The following is an 11,153-nucleotide window of genomic DNA, read 5'->3' as shown; positions in this document are numbered from 1 at the left end:
CGGCGAGATTGCGCTCAGGGTCGTGATGAGGCCCAACAGCCCTGGCTGCAATCTCGCGCATAGGGCTGCGCCCGGGGTGTAGAGAAGAGCGCGCCCGAAGGGATTCGAACCCCTAACCTTCTGATCCGTAGTCAGATGCTCTATCCGTTGAGCTACGGGCGCATGTGTTCAGTTATCGGCCGACAAGTCGACCGTCGCGGAGGCGAGAGGATTTGAACCTCCGGTCGCCTTTGAGGGCGACAACTCATTAGCAGTGAGCCCCATTCGGCCGCTCTGGCACGCCTCCTGACGTTTACCGCCGATCCGACAGAGTACACAGCCGTGCTAGCGGGAGGCAAAGCGCAGGTGGGTGCCCCATAGACTGGTCCGGTGCCCGCCCGTCTCCGCCCCGAGCTTGCCGATCTTCCCGCCTACACACCCGGCAGGACGGTGCCCGGCGCGATCAAGATCGCCAGCAACGAGACGGTGCACGGCCCGCTGCCCAGCGTGCGCGAGGCCATCGCGAAGGCGACCGACTCGATCAACCGCTATCCCGACAACGGCTACGTCGCACTCAAGGAACGCCTGGCCGAGCACGTTTGTTTCACCCCCGAGCACATCTCCGTGGGCTGCGGGTCGGTGAGCCTGTGCCAGCAGTTGATCCAGATCACCGCGACCGTCGGCGACGAGGTGCTCTACGGCTGGCGCAGCTTCGAGATCTATCCCCTGCAGGTCCGCACCGCCGGCGCCACCCCGGTGCAGGTGCCGTTGACCGACCACACCTACGACCTCGACGCGATGCTGGCCGCAATCACCGACCGCACCCGGCTGATCTTCGTGTGCAACCCGAACAACCCGACCAGCACGGTCGTCGACCCCGACAAGCTGGCCCGCTTCGTCGCCGCGGTGCCACCGCACATCCTGGTCGCCATCGACGAGGCCTACGTCGAGTACATCCGCGACCCGCTGGTGCCCGACAGCTTCGGGTTGGTCCGCGCACACCCCAACGTCGTTGTGCTGCGGACGTTTTCGAAGGCCTACGGGCTGGCGGGGCTCCGCATCGGTTATGCGGTCGGCGACCCGGACATCATCACCGCGCTGGGCAAGGTCTACGTGCCGTTCACCGCAACCAGCGTTTCGCAGGCCGCGGCCATCGCATCGCTGGACGCCGCCGATGAGCTGCTGGCCCGCACCGACGCCGTCGTCGCCGAGCGCGCCCGGGTGGCGCCGGCACTGCTTGACGCCGGCTACGAGGTGCCGCCGTCGCAGGCCAACTTCGTCTGGTTGCCGCTACCGGGCCGCGCCCAAGAGTTCGCCGCGGCTTCCGCCGACAACCGCATCATCGTGCGCCCCTACGGCGACGACGGCGTGCGTGTCACCGTCGCCTCCGCACAGGAGAACGACGCATTCCTCGAATTCGCCCGGTGTTGGATGCAGGTCTAGCCCGGTCGCCTGCCGGTGAACGCGATCAACCGGTCCAATGCGGGTGCATCGGCAGGTACATCGAGCGCTTCGTCGAAACCGGCCCTGGTGCGGCCTTGCGGCGTGATCGTTTTTTGCGCCAGGCCCAGCACGTAGTCCGACAGCGACTCCGGTGCGGTCACCTCGCGGCCGACGGCCGTAGCGAAATCCCAGGCGTGGACCAGGAATTCAAGCGACAGGATGCCCGTCATCGTCGTCGCCGGCACCTCGTTGGTACCGAACGGCACAGTGCCGTCCAGCCCGCGATGCTGCCACGCATCCAGGGTCGGCCGGGCGACTCGCACGACCTGCTCCTCCACCGAGCCGTCGCGGTTGCGCTCAGGGAACTCCGCGCCGGCCGCGGCGCCGATCATGGTGATCGAGTTCAGCAGGTGGTCGGTCAGCGCGGCGACGTCGAACTCCCGGCACGGCGTCTGCTTGTGCAGGTCGTCGGCGGCGATGCCGTGCAGCACGTGCTGCAACACCGCGAACGTCTTCTCGGCGCTGCGCAGCTCATCAGTGGGCGGCGAATCCGGTCCTGGGCGCAGGTCCTCGGGCATGTGTTCCACGCTACGTCGCTTGGGCGCATATCGTTGCGCAGATGAAGACGCATGTGCGGTTGGCGGGCGCGGCGCTGATCCTGGTTGCCGTGACGACGGCGTGTCAGCGCACCACCGAAGGCACCGTCGCGCAGACCACCGAACCCGGTCCGCCCATCACCACCACCACCCGCCCGCCGACGACCGGACTGCCCGGCCTGCCCGGCGTTCCGATCCCCCAGTTCCCGCTGCCCGGCCGCAACACCGATATCCCGGAGGTGCCCCCGCCGCCGAACGCGCTCAACATGACGTGCGAGGAGTTCAACGGTCTCGACGAGGCCACCCGGCTCGCGGTGATCCGCGAGATCCTCGAGCAGAAGAACAACCCGCTGGGCCCCGACGGCGAGGCGATCGGCCAGATCCTCGCCGAAGCCGCCTGTCAATTCCTGCCGTCGGCGACGGTCAACGATGTCCTGCTGGGCGGCGGCCCGCCGTAACAGGGTCTTCGCGAGTCGCTAGCCTTCTGGCCATGGCCGAAACATACGAATCCGTCACCGTCGACATCGAGGACCACGTCGCCCGGGTGACGCTGATCGGTCCCGGCAAGGGCAACGCGATGGGGCCGGCGTTCTGGGCGGAGATGCCGGAGGTGTTCGCCAAGCTCGACGCCGACCGCGACGTGCGGGCGATCGTGCTGACCGGATCGGGGAAGAACTTCAGCTACGGGCTCGACGTGCCCGCCATGGGCGGCACGCTTTCCGGGGTGCTGACCGACGGGACGTCGGCCAGGCCGCGCGCGGACTTCCACGCCACGGTGCTGCGGATGCAGGGCTCGATCAGCGCCGTCGCGGACTGCCGCACGCCGACGATCGCCTCGGTGCACGGCTGGTGCATCGGCGGCGGTGTGGATCTGATCTCGGCCGTCGACATCCGCTACGCCAGTGCCGACGCCAAGTTCTCGGTGCGCGAGATCAAGCTGGCGATGGTGGCCGACGTCGGCAGCCTGGCCCGGCTTCCGTTGATCCTCAACGACGGCCACTTGCGTGAACTGGCCCTGACGGGCAAGGACATCGACGCGGCGCGTGCCGAGAAGATCGGTCTGGTCAACGACGTCTACGACGACGCCGAGGCATCGCTGGCCGCCGCGCATGCGACCGCCGCAGAGATCGCAGGCAATCCGCCGTTGACCGTCGCGGGCGTCAAGGACGTGCTGGATCAGCAGCGCATCGCGCGCGTCTCGGAGAGCCTGCGCTACGTGGCGGCGTGGAATTCAGCGTTCCTGCCGTCGAAGGACCTGACCGAGGGCATCAGCGCGACGTTCGAGAAGCGCAAGCCGAACTTCATCGGGGAATAGGCGTCCAGCCGAGTTCTGCCTTGGCCTTGGCGTTGGACAGCGGCAGCCAAGTGTCGGCGAAGGCGGCCCGACCGTAGGGCGCGATCAAGCCGAACAGCCGCGGGGACATCGGCAGCGGCCGCGGTCGATGTAGCCCGGCCGCCATCTCGCGCACATAGTCGCCGAAGGACTGCGGCCGGTCGTCGACGATGTTGTAGATCTGCCCGCCCCGGCCCTTGTCTACGGCATTGGCGGTCGCCGCGACGACGTCGTCGATGTGGATCCACGACACGACGCCCGTCCCGGTGACCGCCGGCATCAGCCACCACTTCGCCAACCGGGTGAACATCTGCGTGTGCGGCACATCGGGTCCGTAGAACACCCCGTAGCGCAACACGATTCCCCCGGTGTCGCTGTTCTCAGAGGACGTCAACACCACCTGTTCCATGCCGCGCAGCGCGTTGAGCATGTCGGCACCACCTGGCGGCGGCGGGCCGGGATACGGATCGGTCTCGTCCATCAGCGCCGACCCCGTCGCAGGGTAGCCGTATGCGAAGATCACCGACTCGGCCACCACACGTCGCACACCGGCGCGCTGGGCGGCGCGCACCAGATTCGGTGCGCCGCTGCCCCATAGCGTCCTGGCCGGCTCGAAGTCCTTGACCCGCATGGGTCCTCGCTTCGGCAGCGTGGTCAGCAGGCTGATCACCACGTCGGGCCGGATGTCGGCGACCACCGCGTCGGTCTCGGCCGCATCGAACACGTCGCACACCACCGGTTGAGCGCCCGTCGAGGCGATCTCGGCCGTCTTGGCCGGCGACCGGGTCATGCCGACGACGTCGTGGCCACGGGCGCCCAGTTCACGCAGCAGCGGAAGTCCCGGCACGCTCGTAGCGCCTGCGACCAACACGCGCATCAGTTCGCCCGCTCGCCGATGATGCTGGCGCGCAGGGCGATCGCCAGGATCACCGTGGTGGCCGCCAGGCCACCGGCCTCCAGCCATCCGATCCAGTCGCCCGCGCCGTGGTGCGGGTCGACGATGTGGCTGATGGTGTGCAGCGCCCAGTGCACCGTCGCGAACGCCAGCGCAGGAACCCGCCACGACCGCCAGCGCAGCGCCGCCAACAGCATCAGACCCTGCGGGATTTCAAACGTCGCGTTGTCGAAGATGTAATGGTCGTTGCGGACGCCGAAGTTGCCGAGCGTGTCGAAAAAAACGCCGGGGGCGACGAGCATGAACAACCCGATGGCCAGCGCATACACCCCGAACACGGCGAGGGTGACCTCGACGAACCCGGCTCTTGTGCGCGTCGGTGTCGTTGTCATACGGTCACGCTAATCCTCGGACCCGCCGAACGTGGGTTACCCGCACGTGTTCGGGCGGGCAAGCGTGACAAAACCCCACACTCGACGCAAATGATGCAAAAGACGCAGCGGTGGCGGAGGGATTTGAACCCCCGGACGGTGTTAGCCGTCTCTCGCTTTCAAGGCGAGTGCATTAGGCCGCTCTGCCACGCCACCGCCGACAAGGGTACGGGGTCTGACGCGACGGCTACACCCGGCCGAGTTTGGCCGACGGCGCCTCGGACTTGAGGGCCAGGCTGATGCGCCGGCAATTCTCCCCCATCGCAGCGACCTGCGGGCGCGACAGCCGGCCCAGAAAGTGCAGGCGCACCCCCTCGCCGTAGGTTTTCAGCGCCTCACGCACGGCGGTTCGGCCCTCGTCGGTGATGGTGGCCAGCACCCCGCGGCCGTCGTCCGGGCTGGCGCCGCGACGCACCAGACCCTGCAACTCCAGCCGCCGGATCTGCCGGGTGACGCGGCTCGGAAGCGACATCAAGCCGTCGGCCAGATCCCCCATGCGCGACGATCCGGTGGCTGATTTATCCAGAATGTCGAGCAGCCGCACATCGTTCAGCGTCAGGTGATGGGCGTCGACCAACGACCGGTTCAGCGTTGCGTACAGCCGCAGCGCCGAGTCGAGAAAGTTTTGCCAGGACCTCTGTTCAGCGATGTCCAAACCCGGCATATCACTGGCGGTACGTCCCCCGATGATCCCCTCCATTCCGCAATAGTAAACACATGTTGCATTGCTGGGAAGGTATCGACGTTACTGTTTTCCCAGCGTAGTAGCGTTATTTGAATGCATGCTGTCTTGTCCGAAACCGAGAATCGACTGACCTGGCAAGAAATCCCCGATATCGAGGCCGCTAGCGGCGAGGTGCTGGTCAAAGTCCACACCGCCGGGGTCAACCGGGCCGATCTGCTTCAGGCCGCCGGAAAGTATCCGCCCCCGCCGGGGGCCAGCGAGATTCTCGGCCTGGAGGTGTCCGGCACCATCGCAGCGCTCGGCGACGGGGTCACCGGTTGGTCCGTAGGGCAACAGGTCTGCGCTTTGCTGGCAGGCGGTGGATATGCGGAGTACGTCGCGGTGCCGGCCGGCCAGGTCATGCCGGTTCCCGACGGGGTGAGCCTGCACCACGCGGCCGGACTGCCCGAAGTCGCCTGCACGGTTTGGTCCAATGTGGTGATGACGGCCGGTCTGCGCTCCGGTCAGCTGATGCTCGTCCACGGCGGCGGCAGCGGAATCGGCACGCATGCCGTTCAGGTGGGCCGTGCGCTCGGCTGCCGGGTGGCGGTCACTGCGGGCTCGCGCAACAAGCTGGACCTGTGTGCCGAACTGGGCGCTGAGATCACCATCAACTACCGCGACGAGGACTTTGTCGAGCGGATCCGCGCCGAGTCCGACGCCGGCGCCGACGTGATCCTCGACATCATCGGTGCGGCCTACCTCGATCGCAACGTCGACGCGCTGGCACCCGACGGCCGGCTGGTGATCATCGGCATGCAGGGCGGTGCGAAGGGCGAGCTGAACATCGCCAAGCTGCTGAGCAAGCGCGGCGGGGTGATCGCCACCGCGCTGCGGGCCCGCCCGGTCACCGGCCGGGGCAGCAAGAGCGACATCGTCACCGAGGTGGTCGCTAACCTGTGGCCGTTGGTCGAGAGCGGTCAGGTGCGCCCGATCATCGGCGCCGAGTTCCCCATCACCCAGGCCCAGGCCGCGCATGAGATGTTGTCGTCCGGCGACGTGGCCGGCAAGATCCTGCTGCGCGTCGAGGACGGCTCAGCCTAGGGACGCCAGCGTCCGCACCAGCTGATCGACTTCGGCCATCGTGGTGTAGTGCGCCAACCCGATGGTGACCGCGCCGCCGATGTCGTTGACGCCGATGGCCTCCAGCACCCGCGAGTTCGCGTTGGAGATCGCCAGGATCCCGTTGTCGGCCAACCGCTGCACCACCCGTTCGGCCGGCACGTTGTTGATCGCGAAGCTGAGCACGGGAATCCGCACCTCGGGCCGGCCGATGACCATGACGGTCGGCAGCGAGCGCAGCGCGCTCAGCAGGTAGTCGAACAGCCGGTCCAGGTACGCCGCGGCCGATTGCATTGATACGGCGAGCCTTTCGCGGCGGGTGCCGCTTGCCGACTCGTCGAGGGTCGCCAGGTAGTCGATGGAGGCGACGACGCCGGCGAGCATGCCGAACTGATGGGTGCCGACCTCCAGCCGCGCTGGTCCGGTGGCGTCGGGGTCCAAGGAGACCGAGTGAAACGAGTCGATCATCGCCGGGTCTCGGAACACCAGCGCGCCGATCGGCGGCCCGCCCCACGCCACCGCGTTGACCGCCACCACGTCGGCGTCGATCTCGTCGATGTCGATCAACCGGTACGGTGCGGCGGCGGAATGGTCGACGACCACCAGCGCGCCGAGATCGTGGGCCAGCTTGGTGACCGCCCGCAGATCAGTGACGGTGCCCAAAGTCGCTGAGGCCGAGGCGATTGCGACCAGCCGGGTGGGCCGGGTGATCAGGCTCTCCCACTGCCAGTTCGGCAGTTCCCCGGTCTCGATGTCGACCTCGGCCCACTTGGACTTGGCACCGTAGCGGTTCGCCGCGCGCAGCCACGGCGCGATGTTGGCTTCGTCGTCGAGGCGGGTCACCACGATCTCGTAGCCCAGCCCGACGCGCGCCGACGACGCGTCGGCCAGCGCGGTGATCAGCACGGCGCGGTCGGAACCCAGCACCACCCCGCGCGGATCGGCGTTGACGAGGTCGGCCACCGCCTGGCGCGCGGCGGCGAGCACCGCGGCGCTGCGCTGAGCGGCCGGATGCGGCCCCACCGGGGTGGGCATCGAACCGCGAAACGCCGTGGAGACGGCCCTGCCGACGGTGTCGGGCAGCAGCATGCCGTGCTGCGCGTCGAAGCGCACCCATCCGTCGCCCAAAGACGGGTGCAAGCCCCGCACCCGGGCGACGTCGTATGCCATGCCAGCCCACCTTTGAGCGTGTGTGAAATCACGACCGACACGAAGTTTTCGGCCGATGCCGGCCCGACCCGCCCTGCCGGGCTGGGTCGCCTGCGTGGCCATAGTAGTCGAGTCAGCGGCGGGTGCGGAGTGCTAGTTCCATAGTTGTTGCTCACTATCCATTGACGGCGCGTTGCATCGACGATCTCTAATGTTCACGACCCATAATGGGTTGCAGCGAGATTCGCAACCGGCTTTGCTGCCGGAACACCGGCCGACGCCGGCTCAGCTGCAGACCGGCGGTGCGCGGGTGCGCCATGGCGCAGGGGCTAGTGTCGCCAGATAGGTTACGAACCGGCGCGAACTGCTCGGCTAGGCAATACGACGGCGATTACAGGGAAACTTCACGGAGATGACCACCAACAGCGACGACGACAACATCGAAATCATCGGCGGCGACGACGCGGCGGCCGAGGAGGAATCCGACGGCAAATCGCTGACCGACCTCGTGGAGCAGCCGGCCAAGGTGATGCGGATCGGCACCATGATCAAGCAGCTGCTCGAGGAGGTACGGGCGGCACCGCTGGACGAGGCCAGCCGCAACCGGCTCCGCGAGATCCACCGGACCAGCATCACCGAGCTCGAGGACGGCCTCGCACCGGAACTCCGTGAAGAGCTCGAGCGGCTCACCCTGCCGTTCACCGAAGAGTCGGTGCCCTCCGACGCCGAACTGCGGGTCGCCCAGGCTCAGCTCGTCGGCTGGCTGGAGGGGCTGTTCCACGGCATCCAGACCGCGTTGTTCGCCCAGCAGATGGCCGCGCGCCAGCAGCTCGAGCAGATGCGTCAAGGTGCGCTGCCGCCCGGGATGGGCGGCCCGGCAGGTCCGCGTGGCGGACACGGCACCGGACAGTATCTGTAGGAGCCCGGTATTGGTCCCGCGTATCGAGACCCGCAATGCGTGGGTGGAGTTCCCGATCTTCGACGCCAAGTCGCGGTCGCTGAAGAAGGCGTTTCTTGGCAAGGCCGGCGGCGCGATCGGGCGCAACGAGTCCAACGTCGTCGTCATCGAAGCGCTGCGCGACATCACCATGTCGCTGGAACTGGGCGACCGCGTCGGGCTGGTGGGCCACAACGGCGCCGGCAAGTCCACGCTGCTGCGGCTGTTGTCGGGGATCTACGAACCCACCCGCGGTGTCGCGACGGTGACCGGCCGGGTGGCCCCGGTGTTCGACCTCGGCGTCGGGATGGACCCGGAGATCTCGGGGTTCGAGAACATCATCATCCGCGGGTTGTTCCTGGGACAGACCCGCAAGCAGATGCTGGCCAAGATGGACGAGATCGCCGAATTCACCGAGTTGGGCGACTACCTGTCGATGCCGTTGCGGACGTACTCCACCGGTATGCGCGTGCGGCTGGCGATGGGCGTGGTGACCAGCATCGACCCCGAGATCCTGCTGCTCGACGAAGGCATCGGCGCTGTCGATGCCGATTTCCTGAAGAAGGCGCAGACGCGGTTGTCGGCGCTGGTCGAGCGTTCGGGCATCCTGGTGTTCGCCAGCCACTCCAACGACTTTCTGGCGCGGCTGTGCAAGACGGCGATGTGGATCGACCACGGCACGATCAAGATGACGGGCGGCATCGAGGACGTCGTTCGCGCCTACGAGGGTGAGGACGCCGCCCGGCACGTCCGCGAAGTGCTCGACGAAACGCGCCAGGGATGACCGGCACGGTCTGCGCCGTGGTGGTCACCCATCGTCGCGTCGAGGAGCTGACCAAGTCGCTGGAGGCGGTGACGGCCCAGACGCGCGCCCCCGATCACCTGATCGTCGTCGACAACGACTTCTCAGAGGGGGGGGACCCGCGGGTGGCCGAGCTGGTGGCGGGACAGCCGGTGCCGACGACCTACCTCGGCTCACGTCGAAACCTCGGTGGCGCAGGCGGTTTCGCGTTGGGGATGCTGCACGCATTGGCACTGGGCGCGGACTGGGTGTGGTTGGCCGACGACGACGGACGGCCCGCCGACTCCGAGGTGCTGGGCGCCCTGGTGGCATGCGCGGATAAGCACGGGCTGGCCGAGGTGTCGCCGATGGTGTGCGACCTCGACGACCCGGGCCGGCTCGCGTTCCCGTTACGCCGCGGCGTGGCGTGGCGCCGACGGGTCGAGGAGTTGCGCACCGAGGCCGGCCAGGACCTGCTGCCGGGGATCGCCTCGCTGTTCAACGGCGCGTTGTTCGCCGCGTCGACGCTGGAGGCCACCGGTGTCCCGGATCTGCGGCTGTTCGTCCGCGGCGACGAAACCGAGCTGCACCGCAGGCTGGTGCGGTCCGGCCTGCCGTTCGGGACCTGTTTGAACGCGGTGTACCTGCATCCGCAGGGCGGCGACGAGTTCAAACCGATCCTCGGCGGCCGGATGCACGCGCAGTATCCCGACGACGCCCGCAAACGCTTTTTCACCTATCGCAACCGTGGATACCTGTTGTCGCAGCCGGGTCTTCGCCGGCTGCTGCCGCAGGAGTGGGCGCGGTTCGGGTGGTATTTCCTGGTATCGCGGCGCGATCCCGCCGGGCTGTTGGAGTGGATCCGGCTGCGGCGCTTGGGACGTAAGGAAAGATTCGGGAGGCCAGCATCGTGACGTTCACCGACGCCGCCTCGCAGTCGAAGACGTTCGCCCGCGCATGGGGCGATCTGGTCGCCGGGTTCGGCAAGCATGAGCTGTGGCTGCACCTGGGCTGGCAGGACATCAAACAGCGGTACCGCCGCTCGGTGCTCGGGCCGTTCTGGATCACGATCGCCACGGGCGCGACCGCCGTGGCGATGGGCTTGCTGTACTCGAAGTTGTTCAAACTCGAGCTGTCCGAACATCTTCCGTACGTCACGCTCGGGCTGATCATCTGGAACATGATCAACGCGTCGATCCTCGAGGGCGCCGAGGTGTTCATCGCCAACGAGGGCCTGATCAAACAGCTTCCGACCCCGCTGTCGGTGCACGTGTACCGGCTGGTGTGGCGCCAGATGATCCTGTTCGCGCACAACATGATCATCTTCGTGATCATCGCGATCATCTATCCCAAACCGTGGTCGTGGACCGCGCTGGCGGTCATCCCGGCGATGGCCCTGATCGTGCTGAACTGCGTGTGGGTGTCGCTGTGCTTCGGCATCCTGGCCACCCGCTACCGCGACATCAGCCCGCTGTTGGTCAGCCTGGTGCAGCTGCTGTTCTTCATGACACCGATCATCTGGAACGAGTCCACCCTGCAGCAGCAGGATGCCGCGGAGTACCTCAAGATCGTCGAGCTCAACCCGCTGCTGCACTACCTGGACATCGTGCGCGCCCCGCTGCTCGGCGCCGACCAACAGCTCCACCACTGGGTCGTGGTGATCGTGTTGACGGTGATCGGCTGGATCATGGCTGCTTTCGCGATGCGCCAGTACCGCGGCCGCGTCGCGTACTGGGTCTAGCAACCATTTCTGCCTAGGTTCGCAGGGCCGCAGACCACGCCGTTCGGAACCGCTGGTACCGGAAATCGCTCGTCGGAGGAGC

Annotated in this window: 13 protein-coding genes and 3 tRNA genes; 8 read left to right on the top strand and 8 right to left on the bottom strand. The window is 67.3% G+C overall.

What is annotated here, in order from left to right:
• Window positions 1–89 precede the first annotated feature (89 nt).
• Together ABQE44_RS13305 and ABQE44_RS13300 are read right to left on the bottom strand one after the other, a co-directional pair.
• A tRNA-Arg gene (locus ABQE44_RS13305) sits at window positions 90–162 on the bottom strand.
• Between the two features lie 35 nt (window positions 163–197).
• Window positions 198–286: transfer RNA gene (locus ABQE44_RS13300), tRNA-Ser, on the bottom strand.
• Between the two features lie 83 nt (window positions 287–369).
• Here ABQE44_RS13300 and hisC point away from each other — a divergent pair.
• Window positions 370–1,422, top strand: coding sequence for a histidinol-phosphate transaminase (gene hisC, locus ABQE44_RS13295; RefSeq protein ID WP_448430200.1), 1,053 nt, complete (start codon window positions 370–372; stop codon window positions 1,420–1,422).
• Here hisC and ABQE44_RS13290 read toward each other — a convergent pair.
• Window positions 1,419–2,000, bottom strand: coding sequence for a TIGR03086 family metal-binding protein (locus tag ABQE44_RS13290; RefSeq protein ID WP_448430198.1), 582 nt, complete (start codon window positions 1,998–2,000; stop codon window positions 1,419–1,421). The two genes, hisC and ABQE44_RS13290, sit on opposite strands and share 4 nt — an antisense overlap.
• A gap of 41 nt (window positions 2,001–2,041) precedes the next feature.
• On the opposite strand from ABQE44_RS13290, the gene ABQE44_RS13285 reads away from it, so the two are divergent.
• Together ABQE44_RS13285 and ABQE44_RS13280 are read left to right on the top strand one after the other, a co-directional pair.
• Complete coding sequence (locus ABQE44_RS13285; RefSeq protein WP_448391803.1) at window positions 2,042–2,476, top strand: hypothetical protein; 435 nt, start codon at window positions 2,042–2,044, stop codon at window positions 2,474–2,476.
• Between the two features lie 32 nt (window positions 2,477–2,508).
• Window positions 2,509–3,333 carry a crotonase/enoyl-CoA hydratase family protein gene (locus tag ABQE44_RS13280; protein WP_448430196.1) on the top strand — a complete coding sequence of 275 codons (825 nt, stop codon included), beginning with the start codon at window positions 2,509–2,511 and terminating at the stop codon, window positions 3,331–3,333.
• Here the strand turns inward: ABQE44_RS13280 and ABQE44_RS13275 are convergent.
• The 4 genes from ABQE44_RS13275 to ABQE44_RS13260 all read right to left on the bottom strand — a co-directional run bounded on the left by ABQE44_RS13275 (window position 3,320) and on the right by ABQE44_RS13260 (window position 5,377).
• On the bottom strand, window positions 3,320–4,228 hold the full coding sequence (locus ABQE44_RS13275) for an NAD-dependent epimerase/dehydratase family protein (RefSeq protein ID WP_448430194.1): 909 nt from the start codon (window positions 4,226–4,228) through the stop codon (window positions 3,320–3,322). The genes ABQE44_RS13280 and ABQE44_RS13275 overlap by 14 nt on opposite strands.
• Window positions 4,228–4,638 carry a hypothetical protein gene (locus ABQE44_RS13270; RefSeq protein ID WP_448430192.1) on the bottom strand — a complete coding sequence of 137 codons (411 nt, stop codon included), beginning with the start codon at window positions 4,636–4,638 and terminating at the stop codon, window positions 4,228–4,230. The genes ABQE44_RS13275 and ABQE44_RS13270 overlap by 1 nt, the downstream gene beginning before the upstream one ends.
• Before the next feature lie 108 nt (window positions 4,639–4,746).
• A tRNA-Ser gene (locus ABQE44_RS13265) sits at window positions 4,747–4,833 on the bottom strand.
• A 31-nt stretch (window positions 4,834–4,864) separates the two neighbouring features.
• Window positions 4,865–5,377 carry a MarR family winged helix-turn-helix transcriptional regulator gene (locus ABQE44_RS13260; protein WP_448391799.1) on the bottom strand — a complete coding sequence of 171 codons (513 nt, stop codon included), beginning with the start codon at window positions 5,375–5,377 and terminating at the stop codon, window positions 4,865–4,867.
• A gap of 78 nt (window positions 5,378–5,455) precedes the next feature.
• On the opposite strand from ABQE44_RS13260, the gene ABQE44_RS13255 reads away from it, so the two are divergent.
• Window positions 5,456–6,445: an NAD(P)H-quinone oxidoreductase gene (locus ABQE44_RS13255; protein ID WP_448430190.1), complete on the top strand. Its 990-nt coding sequence runs from the start codon at window positions 5,456–5,458 to the stop codon at window positions 6,443–6,445.
• Here the strand turns inward: ABQE44_RS13255 and ABQE44_RS13250 are convergent.
• Complete coding sequence (locus tag ABQE44_RS13250; RefSeq protein ID WP_448430188.1) at window positions 6,437–7,633, bottom strand: cysteine desulfurase-like protein; 1,197 nt, start codon at window positions 7,631–7,633, stop codon at window positions 6,437–6,439. The genes ABQE44_RS13255 and ABQE44_RS13250 overlap by 9 nt on opposite strands.
• A gap of 391 nt (window positions 7,634–8,024) precedes the next feature.
• On the opposite strand from ABQE44_RS13250, the gene ABQE44_RS13245 reads away from it, so the two are divergent.
• Genes ABQE44_RS13245 through wzm form a run of 4 tightly spaced genes read left to right on the top strand, consistent with a single transcriptional unit; the run spans window position 8,025 to window position 11,071 of the window.
• Entirely contained in the window at window positions 8,025–8,531 is a 507-nt protein-coding gene (locus tag ABQE44_RS13245) for a bacterial proteasome activator family protein (protein ID WP_448430186.1), read from the top strand.
• A gap of 10 nt (window positions 8,532–8,541) precedes the next feature.
• On the top strand, window positions 8,542–9,333 hold the full coding sequence (gene wzt, locus ABQE44_RS13240) for a galactan export ABC transporter ATP-binding subunit Wzt/RfbE (RefSeq protein ID WP_448430184.1): 792 nt from the start codon (window positions 8,542–8,544) through the stop codon (window positions 9,331–9,333).
• Entirely contained in the window at window positions 9,330–10,244 is a 915-nt protein-coding gene (glfT1, locus tag ABQE44_RS13235) for a galactofuranosyltransferase GlfT1 (protein WP_448430182.1), read from the top strand. The genes wzt and glfT1 overlap by 4 nt, the downstream gene beginning before the upstream one ends.
• Window positions 10,241–11,071: a galactan export ABC transporter permease subunit Wzm/RfbD gene (gene wzm / locus ABQE44_RS13230; RefSeq protein WP_448430180.1), complete on the top strand. Its 831-nt coding sequence runs from the start codon at window positions 10,241–10,243 to the stop codon at window positions 11,069–11,071. The genes glfT1 and wzm overlap by 4 nt, the downstream gene beginning before the upstream one ends.
• Window positions 11,072–11,153 lie beyond the last annotated feature (82 nt).

It is taken from the genome of Mycolicibacterium sp. XJ2546 (genome assembly GCF_053483195.1).
This window is presented reverse-complemented; position numbering and strand designations above follow the sequence as displayed.